Below are 18,811 nucleotides of genomic sequence, written 5' to 3' on the forward strand. Positions count from 1 at the left end.
CGTCAGGCCGTGCGCCAGACGAGTGCCGCCATGCGACCCGTCGTCCGGTCGCGCCGGTAGGAATAGAATCGCGCCGGATCGCCGACCGTACACCATTGCCCGCCCGAAACCTGCGTCACGCCCTCGCGGGCCAGTCGCAACCGGGCGAGCGCACACAAATCCGCCAACGATTTCCCCGCATCAGGATCGCCGTGCGGGACGAACGCAGACTGCGTCGCTTTACGCTCGTCCGGCGTTGCCTCGGCAAGAAACGCTTCGCTCACCTCCCGGCCGACTTCGAACGCTTGGGGCCCAATGCAAGGGCCGAGCCACGCCAAGACCGGCGCGTCGGCGTCGCCCTTCGGCAAGCGCGCTCGCAATGCCTGCACTGTCTGCTCGATCACCCCGGCGCAAAGTCCGCGCCAGCCGGCATGCGCAGCGGCCACCGCACGCCCTTGCGCATCGCACAGCAGCACCGGCAGGCAATCCGCCACCATGACGGTGCTCGCGAGGCCGGTCTCGCTCGTGGCGCTGGCGTCCGCCTGCAATGGGTCGCCGGCATCGGCCGCCTCGAGCGCCGCCCGCGCATCGACCACGCGCGGACCATGGATCTGCGCCACCCATGCCGACGGCACGCCCGTGCGCGCTGCGAGCAACGCACGATTGATGCGCACCGAGGCAGGATCGTCGTCCGCTTTGGTCCCCAGGTTGAACGTGGCTTGCGGCCCTTGACTCACGCCGCCCGCGCGCGTCGTGAAGACGGCGCGAACGTTGGCCGGGGCGGGCCAGTCGGGGACGATCCAGTCCGCGGGCATCAGGTCTGACTCAGGCAGGGAAGAAGTCATCGAGCGAATCGGGGAGCGTTGAAAAATCGAACTCGAGCCCAAGCGCGGCCATGAGCTGACGCAGGTCATCCGGCAATGGCGCCTGCCAGTGCATGAGACGGCCATCCTCGGGATGAATCAACCCCAATCGCCAGGCATGCAGCGCCTGACGCGCAAAATCGCCCGGCAGCATCGGCCGTTTGTGACGGGGTTTGTAGAGAGGGTCGCCCAACAGCGCATGGCCAAGGTGCGAGAGATGAACGCGGATCTGGTGTGTGCGCCCCGTATCGAGCGAGCAAAGCACGAGCGACACAGGGGAACCGTCCCAATCTGCGCTGGCGACCGTCACCACACGCGTGCGCGCCGGCTTGCCGCCCTGCCCTGGCACGACCGCCATGCGGGTGCGCTCGCGCGGGTCGCGACCGATGGGGGCGTCCACGACCGCGCGCTGCGGCGGGCGTCCCCACACCAGCGCGGCGTAATGGCGTTTGACGGTACGGGCCTGCAACTGGCGCACCAGATCGGTTTGTGCCACCAGCGTGCGCGCCACGACCATCAGGCCGGACGTCTCCTTGTCGAGCCGGTGGACGATACCGGCGCGTGGCAGATCGGCGGCCGCTTGGCCATAGCGATACAACAGACCGTTGAGCAAGGTCCCGGACCAGTTACCCGCCGCCGGATGCACGACCAGGCCCGCCGGCTTGTTGAAGACGGCCAGTGTTGTGTCCTCGTAGACGGCGTCGAGCGGCACCGGCTCGGGGGCAAACGCGAGCTGATCGGGCAGTGGTGCCGGCGTGATGACGACGGCCTCGCCGCCCGCCACTTTCTGGCGCACCTTGGCGGCCTCGCCGTCGAGCGTGACGCGGCCATTTTCGACCCACGCCTGCAACCGGCTACGGGAGTATTCGGGAAAACATTGCGCGAGCGCCTTGTCGAGCCGCTCCCCGGCGAGCGACTCGGGCAGGGTGGCGTTAAGCGGCACGCTGACGCCAGCCCCGCCCGACAAGGCGGAACCGGACAAGGGAGCACCGGGATGGGTGCCGTCGGCAGCCGTTGGGAAAGCCTCAGGAAGCGAATCGAGGTCGTCGTCAGACGAATCCTCCGCATTTTCCGTGGCAAATGAGGCGGTTACGCTATAATCCGGCAGAATTGAATGGGTCATCGAGAAGTGAAGCTAACGAGCATGCAAGCCCTGAAACTTGTCAAACATCTGACGCTGGCCGCAATCGTGGTCGGCAGCCTTGCCGCCTGCGGCATTCTGCCGGAGAAGGTCGACGAAACGGCCGGCTGGTCGACGAACAAATTATACTCGGAAGCCAAGGACAGCTTCGATAGCGGCGACTACACGAAGGCCGCCAAGTACTACGAGTTGCTCGAAGGGCGCGATCCGTTCGGCCCGCACGCGCAGCAAGCGCAGATCAACACGGCCTACTCCTATTACAAGGACAATGAGCCGGCGCAGGCCCTCACCGCCATCGACCGCTTCATCCGCCTGCATCCGGACAGCCCGTCGATCGATTACGCCTATTACCTCAAGGGCCTGATCAACTTCAATGACGACCTGGGCCTGTTCGGCCGCTTCTCGGGACAGGATCTCAGCGAGCGCGATCCGAAGGCACTGCGCGCGGCTTACGACAGCTTCAAATACCTGGTCGAGCATTATCCGAGCAGCAAGTACGCCAACGACGCCGCGCTGCGCATGCGCTACGCGGTCAACGCGATGGCCGCCCACGAAGTGCATGCCGCCGAGTACTACTATCGTCGCGGTGCGTACCTCGCTGCCGTGAATCGTGCACAAAGCGCACTGAAGGACTACGATCAGGCACCGGCGCTCGAAGACGCACTGGGCATCATGATCAAGTCGTACGACAAACTCGGCATGACCGAACTGCGTGACGACGCCCGTCGCGTGATGGAAAAGACCTATCCGAAGAGCGGTTATCTGACGGTCGGCCATCGCACCGACACCGGCGGCGACAAGAAGTCCTGGTGGCAGCTCTGGCGGTAAACGTCGCTTCGGTCAGCCCCATTGAAAAGCCCTCGCTCGCGCGAGGGCTTTTTTGTTTTGGCGCGTGATGTCGCCGGACCGATTCCGGCGAGTGCCACGGAGTGCGTCGGTGTGTCAATCGCCCGCGTCGGCAGCGATCTCATCGAAGAAGCCGCGCACGATGGGGAGCTCGCGCGTGCGTTTGAACGGCGGCAGGCTCTGCCAGATCCGGCGGCCGTAGGGCTTGTCGACCAGACGCGGATCGCAAATCATCAACACACCACGATCGAGTTCAGAACGAATCAACCGCCCCGCCCCCTGTTTGAGCGTGATGACCGCCTGCGGCAACTGATGCACGGCGAATGGGCTGAGCCCCTTCTTCGTGAGCGCGTCGAGCCGCGCGGCCAGCACCGGGTCATCCGGCGGCGCGAACGGCAATTTGTCGATGATGACAAGCGAGAGCGCCTCGCCGCGCACGTCGACTCCTTCCCAGAAACTCTGACTGCCGATGAGCACGGCGTTGCCAAGCGCGCGAAACCGATCGAGCAGTTCGGTGCGACTCGCCTCGCCCTGTACGAGCAGCGGATACGGCCAGCCACGGCGGTCGAACTCTTCACGCAGACGCTCCGCGGCCCGGTTGACCGCGCGCAACGTCGTGCACAGGACAAACGCCCGGCCACCGCTCACTTCGAGCACCGGCAAGGCGGCGTCGAGCACCGCGTCGGTGAAGCCCGGCGCTGACGGCTGTGGCAATCCGCGCGGCACGTACAGCAGACTCTGATTCGGATAATCGAAGGGACTGGCGAGCGTGAGCGACTTGCCGGCATCGAGCCCCAATTGCGCCGCATAGTGCATGAAATTGCCCTTCACCGACAACGTGGCCGACGTGAAGATCCAGGCCCTGGGCGCTCCGGCGCGCTGTTTCGAGAAGATCGGCGCAATCGAGAGCGGCGTCTGATGCAACTGCACCGCCTGTGAAAACACCTCGATCCAGCGTACCGTCTCCGGGGGCGTGTAGGTTTTTCCCGCTATCGCCTCGTCCGTCGAAGTCCCCGGCGCCTTCGCGTCGGCCGCCAGCCGCGCGGCTTCCGCCTCGCGCGCCTTGGCCGCCTTTTCGCGTTTGCCGTCGGTGACACGCGGTGCATCCGGATCCAGCAGCGGCAGCGGCGACTCGCCCGGCACGGGCGGCGTTGCCCCGGTCTGCCAACGTTCCAACTGCTGATGCAACTCAAGCGCGCGACGCAAGCAAGTGCCCAACGCCTCGGCTCGCTCGGACTGGTGCTGGAGCGTCTCGATCATGTCCTGCAATGCGACGTCCACGCTATCGAGCGCGCCGAATAACTCATGATCGTCGGCCAATTGTGCGACCGACATCCGCGTATTGTCCTGCCCGAAGGTCAAACGCACATCGCGCGCCGCCCGCTCGAGGTTCGCACCGAGTTTGACCCAGTCAGCCGCATCGCGGGCATGGATCAGCCCTTCGGCCACGCAGTCGCGCGCCAGTTCGAGCATCTGCCCCGTTGAGACCGTCTCTCCAAAGAACAGCGTGGCGGTCTCCGGCAACTGGTGCGCTTCGTCGAAGATGACCGTGTTTGCGCTGGGCAGCAGCTCGGCCATCCCCGTGTCGCGCAACATCACGTCCGCAAAAAAGAGGTGATGATTGACGACCACGAGATCTGCCTGCTGCGCTTCCTTGCGCGCCTGCATCACGAAACAATCCTTGTAGCGCGGGCATTCCTGACCGAGGCAGTTGTCGCGGGTGGACGTGACTTGCGCCCAGATGGGCGCATTCTCCGGCACCGAGGCCAGTTCCGCCTTGTCGCCACTGTGCGTGATTTGCGCGAACGTCGTGATCTCGCGCAACTGGGCCGCTTCATGACGTGACGCGAAGCGCCCTTCCTGCTGGGCGCGCTCCAGATAGTAATGACAGAGGTAATTCGCGCGCCCCTTGAGCATGGCCACCGTCACCGGCACCGCGAGCGCCTTGCGCACCGTTGGAATGTCGCGCGCGAAAATCTGATCCTGCAAGTGCTTGGTGCCGGTCGAGATGATTGTCTTGCCGCCCCACAGCATGGCGGGCACGAGATACGCATAGGTCTTGCCGGTACCGGTGCCGGCCTCGGCGATCAGCGTGTCGTGCGTGTCCATTGCGGCGGCCACCGCGCGCGCCATTTCGGTCTGCGGCTCGCGCGAGCGATAGCCGTCGATCGTGCGCGCAAGCATCCCGCCGTCGCCGAAGATCTCTTGCAACTCGCGCTCACGCTTGGCGGCAAGCGGCCTGAGTCCATAGAACGTGGGCGTCTCGGCGGGGCTTGGGGAGATGTCGGGGAAATCGCTGGAGGCGGCGGAATCGGTCAAAACGGCAAGAAAACTCAAAGGTGCCGCGAATCGCACCTACGAGATTCGCGACGCCGGCAATGAAAAAAGCAATCGCGCCGACTGTCGGACGCGTGTCGCAAACGTTGCGCGGAACGCCCGCTCAGGCGGGCTGGTCCGGCATTTGCTGCACTTGCAGCAGGGTGATCGTGTCCTTGATTTTCAGACGGCGCTTCTTGAGCCGTGTGACCTGGAGTTCGTCGTACGCCGGTTCCGTCAGCAACTTGTCGATCAGGAAGTCGAGATCGCGGTGTTCGATCTGCAACTCGATGATGCGGCGCCCGACGGAGTGAAGATCCTGCTGCATCGTGCTCACTCTCCTGCGACTCTCAAAAGATTCCGGGGCAGGCGTTCATTGCCCCGGCAACGGCTTCTGTGCCGGCGAACTGCCCGATTGCGACTCGTTGCGGCGCGCATCCGACTTCTTCTGGCGCTCGATGGCGTCCTGCTGCTTCTGATTGAACTTGCGAACGTTTTCTTCACGCACAGCCGCCTTTTGCGCCGCCGTCGCCTTCGCGTCGTCGAGCTTCTGCTGTTGCCCGGACTGCTTGGCATTGTACTGCTCGGCGTTGGCAGCACGCTGTGGCGCCTCTCCCGTACGCTCGGTCACACGCTGCTGATACTCGGCCTGCTTCGTCTGGTAATTGGATACGTTCTGCGCACGCTCCGCCGCGCGCTGCGGCGCTTCGGCCGCCGTTTGCGCCCGCTTCTCCGCCAGACGCTCGTCACGCTCCTGCGCCCGCGCCTTGCGCTCCTGGTCTTCCAGCACCAGCCGTTGGCTGCGAACGGCCTTGAGCGCCGCGCGTTGATCGTCACGCGCGTTGTCGATGCAGTAATTCACAAAGAACTTCGAGGCGCACGCGTACTTCGCCTGTTCGAAGCGATAGTCGATCCAGGCGCGCTGCCGATCGAGCACCGCACGGCGGCCGGCGAAGTCGTCGTCGGCGGGGTGCAGATCGAGCGCGTCGTCGTACGCGACCGGCTTGTCATCTTCGGCGATGGCGGCACTCGCCGCACTGGCCGGCGACGGTGTGCGATCGGCCGTGGCATCGAATGGCACCTTCGGCACGCGAAGCTGTTCGGTCGTGCGTCCTGCGGCCTCGGTCGCCGAGAGCCCCTGCGCGAACGACGTGCCCGGCACGACGGCGACCGCCGTCACGATGCCGAACGCGCCCACCGCGGCATGACGACACAAAGACTGGCGCGAAAACAATTTTGCGAAGGAAATCATGAGGTTGAGCAGAGTGATGCCAAATTTTAACATTGCCTGCCCGGACGCGCCCGCGGTTTATGGCAAAATGCCCCGCTCCTGGCACTTGGGTAACTCGCAACACTCATGACGCAAAACGTAGCCCTTCAGATCGTTCAACGCATCGCCGACGAACTCAACGTGCAGCCGCGTCAGGTGGCCGCCGCCGTGCAACTGCTCGACGAAGGCGCCACCGTGCCCTTCATCGCTCGCTACCGCAAGGAAGTCACCGATAACCTCGATGACACGCAGTTGCGTACGCTCGAAGAACGCCTGCTCTATCTTCGCGAGCTGGAAGAGCGCCGCGCGGCGATCCTCGCGAACATCGACGAGCAAGGCAAGCTGACCGACGAGCTGCGCACCGCCATCGAGGCGGCCGACACGAAGCAGACGCTCGAAGACCTCTATCTCCCATACAAGCAAAAGCGGCGCACGCGCGCGCAGATCGCCCGCGAAGCCGGCCTCGAGCCGCTCGCGCAGGCCTTGCTTGCCGACCCGACACTCGACCCGCAGGCCGAGGCGGCCAAGTTCGTCGATGCCGAAAAAGGCGTGGCGGACGTCAAGGCCGCGCTCGACGGCGCCCGCGACATCCTGTCGGAACAATTCGGCGAAACGGCCGAGTTGCTCGGCAAGCTGCGCGACTATCTGTGGCATCAGGGCGTCGTGTCGTCGAAGGTCGTCGAAGGCAAGGAAAGCGAGGAAGGCGAGAAATTCCGCGACTATTACGACTACGCCGAGCCGATCGCCGCCGTGCCGTCGCATCGCGCACTGGCCCTCTTCCGTGGCCGTAACCTCGGCATTCTGATGGTCAAGCTGGGCCTTGGCGAGGAACTCGACACGCAAATCCCGCATCCGTGCGAAGGCGTGATCGCCGGGCACTTCGGCATTCGCCAGCAGAACCGCGCCGCCGACAAGTGGCTAGGCGATGTCTGCCGTTGGTGCTGGCGCGTGAAGGTGCAGCCGCACCTCGAATCGGAACTGCTCACGCAAATTCGCGAAAGCGCCGAGAGCGAAGCCATTCGCGTGTTCGCACGCAACCTCAAGGCGCTGCTGCTCGCCGCGCCGGCCGGTCAGAAGGGCGTGATCGGTCTGGACCCGGGCCTGCGTACCGGCGTGAAGGTGGCCGTGGTCGATCGCACCGGCAAGGTGCTGGGCACTGACACCATCTACCCGCACGAACCGCGCCGCGATTGGGACGGCTCGCTCTCGCGACTCGCCAAGATCGCCGCTGCCACCGGTGCGGAACTCGTGAGTATCGGCAACGGTACGGCCTCGCGCGAGACGGACAAGCTTGCGCTGGAGCTGATCAAGCGCCATCCCGAGCTCAAGCTGCAGAAAATCGTGGTCTCGGAAGCGGGGGCCTCGGTGTACTCGGCGTCGGAATTCGCCGCGAAGGAATTCCCCGAACTCGACGTGTCGCTGCGCGGCGCGGTGTCGATCGCCCGCCGCTTGCAGGATCCGCTGGCCGAACTCGTCAAGATCGAGCCGAAGGCCATCGGCGTGGGCCAGTATCAGCATGACGTGAACCAGCGCGAGCTGGCACGCATGCTCGACGCTGTGGTCGAGGACTGCGTGAACGCCGTGGGGGTGGACGTCAATACCGCTTCGGCGCCGCTGCTTGCACGCGTATCGGGCCTGAACGGCACGCTTGCAAAGAACATCGTGGACTTCCGCGACAGCAACGGCCCGTTCCCGAATCGCGAAGCACTCAAGAAAGTGCCGCGCCTGGGCGACAAGACCTTCGAGCAGGCCGCCGGCTTCCTGCGCGTGACCGGCGGCGACAATCCGCTCGATCGGTCGTCGGTCCACCCGGAAGCGTATCCGGTCGTCGAACGCATTCTGGCGAAGATCAAGAAGTCCATTGGCGACGTGATGGGCAACGGCTCGGTCGTGCGCAGCGTCTCGGCGACCGAGTTCGTCGACGAGCGTTTCGGCCTGCCGACGGTCAAGGACATTCTGACCGAACTGGAGAAACCGGGCCGCGATCCGCGCCCCGAGTTCAAGACGGCGACGTTCCAGGAAGGGGTCGAAAAGCTCACCGACCTCAAGCCGGGCATGCAGCTCGAAGGCGTGGTAACGAACGTGGCCGCCTTCGGTGCGTTCATCGACATCGGCGTGCATCAGGACGGCCTCGTGCACGTCTCGGCGATGTCGACGAAGTTCATCAAGGATCCGCACGAGGTCGTGAAGGCCGGCGACATCGTGAAGGTGAAGGTGCTCGAAGTCGATCCGCGCCGCCAGCGTATCTCGCTCACGATGCGACTGAACGACGACCTGCCGGTGGCGGGGGCGACCGATCGTCCGAGCAGTAGCGGCGGCGCACGCAGCGGCAACGGTGGCAATGGCGGCGGCCAACGTGGCGGCGGCGGTCAACGTCAGCGCGAACCGGAGACGGTGAACGCCATGGCAGCCGCGTTCGCCAAGCTCAAGCGTTAAGTCGAGCCCCAGCGCTCACGAGTCCGACGCGCGGCGCGCAAGCGTTACTTCGCGCCGCGTCCCGTCTCGTTGCGACCGGCCCGCCCTCTCCGGAAGGCGGGCTTTTTTTCGGTCCGCCCAAACGCCAAACCCCCAAGGGCTGGCGGTCTCGCCAATCCTTGGGGGTTCGTTGCATCGGGTCGCGCATCGCCCTGTCAGACGGCGCAGCGAGCCCTCACCCTGAGGGCACGGGACTCGCCGTCAGATCTCGATCTTGGTCCCCAGTTCGACCACGCGGTTCGCGGGAATGCTGAAGAAGTCGGTCGGCTTGGCGGCGTTCTGGTGCATCCATGCGAACAGACGCTCGCGCCAGATCGACATGCCCGGCAACTTGGTCGGGACCACCGTCTCGCGCGCGAGGAAGAACGACGTGTCCATCAGCTCGAAGTGCATGTCGGTCTTGCCCTCGAGCAAATTCAGGACTTCCTTGACGTCGGGCGTCTCGTTGAAACCGAACGTTGCCACTACGCTGAACAAGCCGCCGGAATGATCCTGGACCTCGATGCGATTGAGATCCTCGACATACGGCACATCGACCGTGCGGAAGGTAAGGAAGATCGTGCGCTCGTGCAGGATGCGGTTGTGCTTGAGGTTGTGCAGCAAGCTCACCGGCACTTGCGTGTTGCCGCCCGTCAGGTAGATGGCGGTGCCCGCCACGCGATGCGGCGGATGCGCGAGCAGCCCCTGCAAGAACGGCGCGAGCGGAATCCCGTCGGCGGCCGTGCGCTCACGCAGCAATTGGCGCCCCTTGTGCCACGTCATCAGCATGAAGAACAGGAATGCGCCCAGCGCGAGCGGCAACCATCCCCCCTCTTCCACCTTGATCAGGTTCGCGCCGAAGAAGGCGAAGTCGACCACGAGGAAGCCGGTGATGATCAACGCCACCAGGAACTTGTTCCAGTTCCAGACCTTGACCATGACCACGCACGCCAGAATCGTCGTGATGACCATCGTCGTGGTCACGGCAATACCGTACGCGGCCGCGAGATTGCTCGACGACTTGAAGGCCAGCACGATCCAGATGATCACCAGCAGCAGCGCCCAGTTGATCACCGGCATGTAGATTTGGCCGATTTCGCGATCCGACGTATGCAGAATCTTCATACGCGGGACATAGCCGAGCTGAATGGCCTGACTGGTCAGCGAGAATGCGCCGGAAATCACCGCCTGCGAGGCGATCACGGTCGCCGCCGTTGCCACCATCACCAACGGCACCAGCGCCCAGTCCGGGGCCATCAGGAAGAACGGGTTTTCGATGGCCTTTGGCGTCGTCAGCAGCAATGCACCCTGGCCGAAGTAATTCAGTGTCAGCGCCGGGAACACGAGGAGCGACCACGCAAATCGGATGGGCCGAATGCCGAAATGCCCCATGTCCGCATAGAGCGCCTCGGCCCCGGTCAACACCAGGAACACCGAGCCGAGCACGATATAGGCTTGCAGGGCGTGCGTATGGATGAAGCGGATGCCGTAATACGGATTGATCGCCTGAACGATCTCGGGCGCGGCGATGATGTTGTACACGCCGAGCACGCCGAGAATCACGAACCAGATGACCATGACGGGACCGAAAAGGCGTCCGACCTTGGCCGTGCCGGACTTCTGCATCCAGAACAGAACGATCAGGATGACGATGGTGGTCGGCAGCACGAAGCGCCCGAGCGACGGGGCGGCAATCTCCAGCCCCTCGACCGCCGACAGCACGGAAATGGCCGGCGTGATGACCGCATCGCCATAGAACATACAGGCGCCGAACATGCCGAGCATCATCAGGACCGACGCCCATCGGCTGCCACCCCGCACGCTACGCAGGCTGAGCGCCATGAGCGCGAGCACGCCGCCCTCGCCGCGGTTGTCCGCGCGCATCACGAACAGCACATACTTCAGGGAAACGACAATCACCAGGGCCCAGAACAGCAGCGAGATGATGCCGAAAACGGCTTGCTGGGTAAACGGAATGCCGTGTTGCGGATCGAAACATTCCTTGAGCGCATAGAGCGGACTGGTGCCGATATCGCCGAAGACCACGCCGATGGCCGCCACCATGAGCGCGGGCAAAGCCTGAGGGCGCTGCCCGTGTCGTATGTTTTGCGTCATAAGGTTTGGGTAATCGCTTTATTGCGCTGCACAAAATGGGCGCTATTCTAACTGGGCGCCGGTTCCCTCGCCAGTCCGGACAGGTGCGGAGTGCCGGACGTCTGACATGGCAGGCTACGCTAGGATAATTCGAGCCGTGCGCCGTGACCAGTGCGGCGCGACAAGGGTTTTGCCACCCCGGCGCACCATGGGATTGGGCGAGCGGCGCCGCGATTCGAGTTGCAAATGCGCGACATATGCCCGGCATGTGCATTCACGAGTCGACAGTCCCGCCAATTGCGTGTACCGGGCGACTGCGCATACCTCGGCATCCTCTCGTGCGGCGCTGGTGCGACGGCCCATAAAAAAACCGCCCGAAGGCGGTTTTCCCATCATTTGAGCCGTCGACCGAACGTGGCGCGGTGGGCCATCGGCTTAACGATGACGCGTCGCCTTGCGATGGCCAGGGCTCTTGACCGAGCGCACGAGGCTCGAGTCGGCGCTGTTCTGCTCGGCTTCAAGCGAGCGGATCTGGCCTTGCAGGTCGTTCAGGCGCAGACGCGCTGCGGTACGCTCGGTTTCCAGTGCCGAAGCTTGCTCGCGCACCGCCTGCTGGTTCTCGGCCAGCGCTTGTTCCTGCTGGCGTTGAATCGTCAGGTCGTTCTGCACCGCGTTCAGGCGCGCTTCGCTATCGGCGAGCTGGCGCTCCATCAGCGCCTTTTGCGCTTCCAGCTTGATGCGACGGATTTCGACGTCGGCGAGCACCTGCGTCTGGCGCACGAAGTCGCCGTAAAGTGCTTCCGCCTTCTTCTCGTTGCCGAGCTTCACGACGCGCCAGAACTGGCCCTCATGGAACAGTGCGACGTAATAGCCCAACGTCTGCGGATAGAACAACAGGCTCGCGCCATAGCGGCCGTTGTAAGTCGTACGAAGTTCAGAGACTTCCTTGTTCTGAATGCGATCGCGCAGTTCCTGGATCGTTCCCGAGGCCGCCGCCGGCGCGTTGGCCGACTGCGCAGGCACTGTCGGCGCCGCGAGTTGGGCAGGCGATGCGCCCGTCACGTCCTTCACCGCGTCCGCCGCCCCCGCTGGCGTTCCCCAGGCTGCCAGGCATGCCACCCCCACGCCCAACCAATACCGCCCCCGGCAATCACTGATTTTCATCTGATCTGTTTTCCTCTTATCGACCGGATCGTTTCACGACCCTTGTTCGCCGCATTCGTACGCTCCCTCCGGACTCTGCCCCGAGGATCGGATACCTGCGTATTCGTGGAATGATAACCGCACGCCCGCAATAGCCGCCAATTCTATCCATTGACGCGCCCGCTTCCAAGCGGCGAATGCGTTATTGTGCCCGCCGGAATTCATCTGTTGATACCGCGCAACTCCGAACGCCGCGCGAGTTCCCCTGGACGGAACTTCGATGTCAGACAAATCCCGTCATTTAGGCGCGAATCGAGGTATTCCCCACGCAACACGCGGCGATATCGGGGCACGATCCCATGGTGAGGGGCGGACGACATCTCTCGGACCGCCACGGGCTTTTCAGTCGTTTCCTTCGGTTTGCCAACCAGGCGCGGCGAAGGCCGCCCGGTAGCGGCGCAACTAGCGATCGCTACCGGTGCCCGCATCGAACTCGCTGGCCAGTTCCGAATCGTTGCCGACGATCTGATATTTGCGCATTTTTTCCCACAGCACCTTGCGGCTGATGCCCAGGGCGTTGGCGGTGTCCTGGCGTCGCCAGCCGTTGGCGTCGAGCGACGCGACGATGCGCGCGCGCTCGGTGGCATCCCAACGGGCGCGATCGGTCAGCACCGCGCCTCGCGCGCCGTCATCACCGCGTGAGGGGGTGCCCATCGAAAGCGCGTCGAAGATCGGGCGGATGCGCCGCTCGTCCCAGCCCCCCAATTGCCGATAGATGATGCCGACACGCTCGGCGATGTTGCGCATTTCGCGCACGTTGCCGGGAAACACCCCGCCCTCGACCTGTTCGCGCAGCCACGGCGGCACTTGCGCACCGACCTCGCTGTCGCCGACGACCTTGCCGAGATAGGCCGTGAAAACGGCGAGCTTGTCGACGGGACCGCGCTCTTCGAGACTCGGGATATGCAGCTCGATCACGGCGAGACGGTAGAACAGGTCGGCACGGAACAGTTCGTCGCGCACCATCGTCTTGAGGTGCTTGTTGGTCGCCGCCACGAGCCGAAAGTCGAGCTTCACGGGTTGCGCCGACCCCAGACGCGTCACTGCGCTGTCCTCCAGCACCCGCAACAGCTTGACCTGCTGATACAACGGCAGATCGCCGATTTCGTCGAGGAAGAGCGTGCCGTCGTTGGCCTGCTCGAAATAGCCCTTGTGCGAATAGAGCGCCCCCGTAAAGGCGCCTTTGGCGTGGCCGAAGAAATGCGACTCGAACAGGCCATCCGGAATCGCACCGCAGTTCACGGCCACGAACGGGCCTTGTCCGTAATGGCTTTGCTTGTCGTGCAGCAGTCGCGCGATGCGCTCTTTGCCCACCCCGGTCTCGCCGTGAATGAGCACGTTCGAATCGCAATCGGCGAAGGCGTCGACCTCCGCGAGCAAGCCCAGCATGGCGCTCGACTGCGCAACGAGCGGGTCCACCGGCGCGGGGGCGCGGTCGGCTTCCGCGATGGCGCCCGAGAGTTTGAAGATGAGCGTGCGCAATTCCGCGCCGGAGAAGTCGAGCGTGAGGATGTTGCTGTACTCGGGCGGATAGACACGCGGATCGTTCTCGCGCGGCGTGGTCGCGACCCAGATGACAGGCATGCCGTGGCCCAACTGCCACTCCTGGGCATTGGTCGATGCGCCTTCGATCACCGACACGCTGACCACGGCGATGGACGGACGCGCCTTGGTGCGCTCGCGCGAGAGGTCGACGCCGTCGGCACGAATGACTTCCATGTCGAAGCTCGCGAGGCAATGCGCGACGCGGTCGGCAATGTCCGACTTGCCTTCCCACACGTACACATCGAGATCTTCACGTACTGGCTTGCTTTTCATGCTGTTCCGCTGGTTGCCGGTCGCGCCAGGCGTCCGTCATGGTGAATTTCAGTCCTGATATCCGTCACCCGCTGCTGGGCCTCGCTGTACCGCTCCTGTTCCGGTTCGCTTGCGCGATCGTGCCGCTTCGCTAATAGACGAGTTGGACGAGTCCGTTCTGGCAGTTGATGCTGTCGACGGTCACCGTGGTGGTGCCGAGCGTGATGCCCAGCGACGTGAGTAACGTATTGAGTAGCGTGCTCAGTGGCCCAAGCAGCGGATTGAGCAAGGTATAGACCACGCTGCCGAGCACGGGCGAGACGTCGGAACTACCGATCGACCCCGACACTGCATTGACGCGGCACTGATTTGCCCCGCTGCCCGACAGATTGCACACCAGATCCGAAAAGCCGCCCAGCAATCCGTTCACGATTGAGCCAAGCGTATTGACCAGCCCAGTGATGAGGCCGTCCACGCCACCGACCACTTGGGGCAGGTTGAGGGTGGCAACGCCACCCAGCGTGGTGCCAAGCGCGTTGGTCGTGGTGGTGAGCCCTGCGGCGGCAGTACTGAGAAACAGGTTGACCGTCGAGACGGTAGCCCCCACGGCCGCGGTTGGCACGCTGCCAACGAGACCTGTACCGATCGTATTGGATGACGCCGCCCCAGACGCACTCACGTCGAGCGACAGGCCAGTGACCAACGCGCTGACGATCTGGCTCAGATTCACGCTCGAGCCGACCGGCCCGACGGTTTGTGGAAACGGTCCGGTAAACGTCAGCGGCGCGGGCGAATTGGTCACGAGCGAGAGGTTGACGTTTCCCCCCACGTTAATCAATCCCAGCAACGTCGCAATGTTCGTGCGCTGCGTCATGAGGGTGGTGCAGCTCGCAGCGTCGTTCGCGATGTTCACACCGCTGGCCGTGCCGCCCACACAGGCATTTACCAGCCCGGAATTGATTTGGAGGGTCGCGGAAGGAGTCGCACCGCACTGCAAGGCCGTCACTGTCGCCGTCGACTGTGCCGCCTCCAGCACGAGCGGTAGATTCAACTGCGTCCCCAGTCCATTGAGCAGCCCGCCCAGCGTACCGGCAGACGAGTTCACGGTCACGAACAGCCGCAATTGCGCGGTCGTCGCTGTCGCCCCGACACCGCCCACGCCAACCTGTGGCGGCGAAATGACCCGAGCCACGACCGACACCGTACCGCCGAGAATCGGTAGCGATGGAATCGCTACGGCGTTGCTGCCGTTAGCACCGACGACAGCCGCGGAAATCAGATCAGCGACACCGATATTGGCCGTGAGCGCGTTCGCGGCGCTCACCCCCGCCGCGTCGATGTTGGCGATGAGGCCGGGCGTGGTCGCCGTGCCCAGCAAGTTGATCGGCAGATTCAGCACCGGGCTACCCGCGAACACATTGATGAGATTGTTCATCGCCGTGACCGACGCAGAGAGCGCGCCATTCTGCGTTGCCAGCGCGATATTCGTTGCACTCAGCAATTGTCCGACGGTCAGGTTCTTCACCGCGGCCACCCCCGAAAGCGACGCCACGCTGACATCGCCGGTCACCGGAACCCCAAGCGCCTGCAACAATCCCTGCGGCGTGATATTGACGCCGACAAGCTGCTGCGCCGCGGCGACGTAGAGCGTTGGCGAGATACCGACCGACTGAAGCAGCGGCGCGAGCACCGAATTGCTCGTATTAAGCGCCAGCAGTCCCGAATCGACCGTGAACGTCACCACTGCTGGCGCCTTGCGTGCAATCGCGGTGGCGGTGATCGTGCGCGTACCGGCGAGCTGGAAGAAGGACGGAACGCCCAACGACAACGTCACCGACACAGCGTTACCACTTGCGGCATTGCCAGCATTGGTCGCGACGAACGTGCCCGGCCCGGTCGCCGACGCCGACGGCGATGTCCAGACGCCGCACGACGTCGTCACCTGCAAGCCGGTGACGCTGCTGCCCATGTTCGATGTCACGTTGGCCTGTGCGACGCTCGCATACGACGTGGCGTTGGCGCATCCCGGCAGCGTCTGCGCACCGGCGAGCGCAGCCATGTCGGCCGCGCGCTGCAGATCGCGTCGTTGCATGAACGCATAGCCCACATCGATGGCGAACGCCAGAATCAGTGCCACGATCACGAAGACGAAGGCGAGGATCGGAACCGATCCCCGCTGCGCCCCACGTGACGAGGCATTACGATTCGTTCGGCGCAAACGCGCACGCACAGTCATGACACGTTACTGGCTCGCGCCAGCCCCCGCTGCGGCAGGCGCAGCACCCGCGCTGCCCCCGCCATTGTTGCCGGTCCCCGTGTCGCCCTGGACGATCGCCGGATAGAACTGAGGAATCGGATACGTGAAGCTATCCAGATAGCGCTTGTAGGCACGCGACGCCGTCGAGCCGAGCATCGGCAGTCCGGGCCCGGCGGCCAGGTTGCCCGCCTGCAGCGCGAGCAACGCTTCGGTTTCGTCGCCGAGCATACCGTCGCGGGCATGCTCGCCGACACGCAGTGCCGTATCGCGCCGAACGACGTTGTGCGGCACACGCCTCGCTTGTTCTACAGGCGCAGCCGCCGTTTGCGCTGCGGGCGTTGCCGAGACAACCGGCGCCGGTGCGGCGACGTTACGTGCATCGGCGCCGCCCATCGATCCCGTGATCGGCGCATTGAGTTGCGCCGCGACCGTCCCCGACCAGAGCGCGAGCGCGGCCGCAACGAGCTGCGTCGCCCGCCATGGCCAGGCGTTCGATGTTCCATGTGGTTTCTGACCTGCCATCATCACGTCTCCCTGGTATTGCGTGATTCTCGTCGTGCGCCTTGCACCCTGCATGAAGGCGGCAGCCACCGCATCACTGCGAGTGGCTGAAACGGTCCATCAGCGACATCGGCATGTCGCTACGGGTGCCATCGGTGGCATCGGCCGCCACCGCGGCACGTGCAAGCCGGGCCTGCGCCAGCGGTGCCGGAATCGATGCCGCGGCCTGCGCGGCGGCGCGTGCCGCCGCTGCATCGGCCGCCGCCCGGCGCGCTTGTCCCTCGGCGCGGATATCGGCGGCCAGTCTGTCGATGGCGTCGCGCGTCGCCTGGGGCATGTCGGCGCGCGTCATCACCTCATCGGCCCGCGAGCGCTCGCCCGCCACGACCAGATACACCGCCAGATTGCTCAACACCTTGCGGCTGTCCGGCCGCAGCTCGGCTGCCTGAGCGAGCGGCACCCGGGCAGCGCCCGTATCGCCGCTGCGCAACAGCGCGAAGCCGAGATCGCTCAGGTAGAACGCCTGTGTGGGCGCGCGCGTCACTGCCTCGCGCAGCGCCCGCGTCGCCGCCGCGTAATCCTTGCGTTGGGCCGCCACCAGCCCCATGCCATGCCATGCCGCCGCCGCTTCGCTGCCGATCAGCAACGGGCGATAGGCTTGCTCGGCGGCGTCGGGCTGCCCGGTCTCGCGCAAGGCATCGGCCCGGAGAATGTCGATATCCGGCGCCGCGCCGTACTGCATCCGAAACTCGTCGATATGCGCCAGCGACGCAAAATACGCGCCCTGCTCCTGCATCTGGCGAATCATCGACAGATACAACCCGCGTGTGTCGGGCTTGGCCGCCTTGGCCATGGCTTCGTCGTTCTGCTCTGCCTGCATGAGCGCCGCCGCCGACGGCGCACCGTAGCCACCGATACGCTGCCCGCCGCACCCGGCGAGCACGGCCGCGCACAGCACGGCCATCAGCGAGCCGGCCATCGCGCGTCGGGCGCGCGGTGGCTGTGGGGCGCGGGTCGCGGCAGCGGCCCGGGCGAGGCGTCGTGTCTGAATTCGTCGGGTCACTGCATAGCCTCCATCGATTTCGTTAGCGACAGGATCGCCGGTCCCGCAACCACCAGCATCAGCGCGGGTAACAGCGTCAGCATCATCGCCAACGTCATCTTCACCGTGAGCTTGCCGATGCGCTCCTTCATCGTCTGCCGGCGTTGTTCGCGCAAACGATCGCTGAACTGTTGCAACGGCTCCTGCACCGCCCCGCCATGTTGCTCGACCTGCACGATAAGCCGCACCAGCGCGCGCAAATCGTCGTTGTCGTAGACCTCGCGCAAGCGACCCAGCGACGCCTCGCGACCACGCCCGGAAGCGTGCTGACGATTGGCGCTTTCGAATTCCTTAGACAGGATCGGCAGCACTTCGCGGAAATCCGATACCAGCACATACAGGCTCTGATCCATCGACAGGCCCACCCCCTGCAGCAACCGCAGCAAGTCGATGAGCAATGGCAGTTCCTCGATCAGTTCGCGACGGCGCTGGGTCGCCTTGCGTTGCACATAGAACTTCGGCACGAGCAGTCCGGCCCCGGCTGCACCGATCAGGCGCAGCATCGTGCCAACACCCCCGCTGCCCGGGAACCACATCCAGACGAGCAACGGCAGCACACCCGCAAGCGCCACCCGCGCGAACAGGAACAGCGACTTGGCCCGCACGCTGTCGTAGCCGCATTGCGCGAGCAGCAGGCGATCCTCGGCTGCAATCAGATGCTGACCCAGGCGCGTTTCCGACCACTGCTTGCCCAGCGCCGCGGCACGGTCGAACAACGCGCGCCAGCCGCGCTGTCGGCCCTCATGAGTCGCCAGCGTGTCGTCGTCAGGCGTCGCATGCCGCCCGCCCGGCGCACTCGCCGTACGCAGTGCCGCCAGCGCCTGTTGCTGACGGCTGGCCAGCACCTGATCGATCATCCGTTCACTGCGTCCCTGACGCATCGCACGCAACAGCAACGCCGACGCCGCCAGCAACAGCCCGGCCGCGACCATCAACAGGCCCAGCATCATCCACAGGTGCGAGTTGGCGAGGTGCATGTCGATCAGTC

Annotated in this window: 14 protein-coding genes; 2 read left to right on the forward strand and 12 right to left on the reverse strand. The window is 64.7% G+C overall.

Going from position 1 to position 18,811, the window contains the following annotated elements; all coding sequences use genetic code 11:
• Positions 1 to 2: 2 nt before the first annotated feature.
• Both pgeF and PSO31014_RS02295 read right to left on the reverse strand, forming a co-directional pair.
• A complete protein-coding gene (pgeF, locus tag PSO31014_RS02290) occupies positions 3 to 824 on the reverse strand; it encodes a peptidoglycan editing factor PgeF (RefSeq protein WP_425494833.1) in 822 nt (273 codons plus the stop codon).
• Positions 805 to 1,965 (reverse strand): RluA family pseudouridine synthase, encoded by a 1,161-nt coding sequence (locus tag PSO31014_RS02295; RefSeq protein WP_174976348.1) that lies wholly within the window; start codon positions 1,963 to 1,965, stop codon positions 805 to 807. The genes pgeF and PSO31014_RS02295 overlap by 20 nt, the downstream gene beginning before the upstream one ends.
• A gap of 21 nt (positions 1,966 to 1,986) precedes the next feature.
• Here PSO31014_RS02295 and PSO31014_RS02300 point away from each other — a divergent pair, with 21 nt between their 5' ends.
• Positions 1,987 to 2,811: an outer membrane protein assembly factor BamD gene (locus PSO31014_RS02300; protein WP_150550117.1), complete on the forward strand. Its 825-nt coding sequence runs from the start codon at positions 1,987 to 1,989 to the stop codon at positions 2,809 to 2,811.
• Positions 2,812 to 2,925: 114 nt separating this feature from the next.
• Here the strand turns inward: PSO31014_RS02300 and PSO31014_RS02305 are convergent, their stop codons facing one another.
• From PSO31014_RS02305 to PSO31014_RS02315, 3 genes are all read right to left on the reverse strand, one after another.
• Positions 2,926 to 5,112, reverse strand: a complete 2,187-nt coding sequence (locus PSO31014_RS02305; protein WP_246176215.1) for an ATP-dependent DNA helicase — start codon at positions 5,110 to 5,112, stop codon at positions 2,926 to 2,928.
• A gap of 157 nt (positions 5,113 to 5,269) precedes the next feature.
• Positions 5,270 to 5,473 carry a YdcH family protein gene (locus tag PSO31014_RS02310; protein ID WP_150550119.1) on the reverse strand — a complete coding sequence of 68 codons (204 nt, stop codon included), beginning with the start codon at positions 5,471 to 5,473 and terminating at the stop codon, positions 5,270 to 5,272.
• A gap of 45 nt (positions 5,474 to 5,518) precedes the next feature.
• The gene (locus PSO31014_RS02315) at positions 5,519 to 6,361 is read right to left on the reverse strand and encodes a hypothetical protein (protein ID WP_150550120.1); all 843 of its coding nucleotides are present in this window, start codon (positions 6,359 to 6,361) and stop codon (positions 5,519 to 5,521) included.
• Between the two features lie 141 nt (positions 6,362 to 6,502).
• Here PSO31014_RS02315 and PSO31014_RS02320 point away from each other — a divergent pair, with 141 nt between their 5' ends.
• Entirely contained in the window at positions 6,503 to 8,851 is a 2,349-nt protein-coding gene (locus PSO31014_RS02320; protein ID WP_150550121.1) for a Tex family protein, read from the forward strand.
• A 240-nt stretch (positions 8,852 to 9,091) separates the two neighbouring features.
• On the opposite strand, the gene PSO31014_RS02325 is transcribed toward PSO31014_RS02320, so the two are convergent.
• The 7 genes from PSO31014_RS02325 to PSO31014_RS02355 form a co-directional block, all read right to left on the reverse strand.
• On the reverse strand, positions 9,092 to 10,984 hold the full coding sequence (locus tag PSO31014_RS02325) for a potassium transporter Kup (protein WP_150550122.1): 1,893 nt from the start codon (positions 10,982 to 10,984) through the stop codon (positions 9,092 to 9,094).
• Positions 10,985 to 11,398: 414 nt separating this feature from the next.
• Positions 11,399 to 12,127, reverse strand: a complete 729-nt coding sequence (locus PSO31014_RS02330) for a DUF2968 domain-containing protein (RefSeq protein ID WP_150550123.1) — start codon at positions 12,125 to 12,127, stop codon at positions 11,399 to 11,401.
• Between the two features lie 441 nt (positions 12,128 to 12,568).
• A complete protein-coding gene (locus PSO31014_RS02335) occupies positions 12,569 to 13,984 on the reverse strand; it encodes a sigma 54-interacting transcriptional regulator (RefSeq protein WP_150550124.1) in 1,416 nt (471 codons plus the stop codon).
• A 130-nt stretch (positions 13,985 to 14,114) separates the two neighbouring features.
• A complete protein-coding gene (locus PSO31014_RS02340; protein WP_150550125.1) occupies positions 14,115 to 16,199 on the reverse strand; it encodes a pilus assembly protein TadG-related protein in 2,085 nt (694 codons plus the stop codon).
• A gap of 6 nt (positions 16,200 to 16,205) precedes the next feature.
• Positions 16,206 to 16,745 carry a DUF3613 domain-containing protein gene (locus tag PSO31014_RS02345; protein WP_174976350.1) on the reverse strand — a complete coding sequence of 180 codons (540 nt, stop codon included), beginning with the start codon at positions 16,743 to 16,745 and terminating at the stop codon, positions 16,206 to 16,208.
• Positions 16,746 to 16,815: 70 nt separating this feature from the next.
• Positions 16,816 to 17,784, reverse strand: coding sequence for a tetratricopeptide repeat protein (locus PSO31014_RS02350; RefSeq protein ID WP_150550127.1), 969 nt, complete (start codon positions 17,782 to 17,784; stop codon positions 16,816 to 16,818).
• Positions 17,781 to 18,800, reverse strand: coding sequence for a type II secretion system F family protein (locus PSO31014_RS02355; protein ID WP_150550128.1), 1,020 nt, complete (start codon positions 18,798 to 18,800; stop codon positions 17,781 to 17,783). The genes PSO31014_RS02350 and PSO31014_RS02355 overlap by 4 nt, the downstream gene beginning before the upstream one ends.
• Between the last annotated feature and the right edge of the window lie 11 nt (positions 18,801 to 18,811).

It is taken from the genome of Pandoraea soli, from assembly GCF_902459595.1.
GTDB classification, from domain to species: Bacteria; Pseudomonadota; Gammaproteobacteria; order Burkholderiales; family Burkholderiaceae; genus Pandoraea; species Pandoraea cepalis.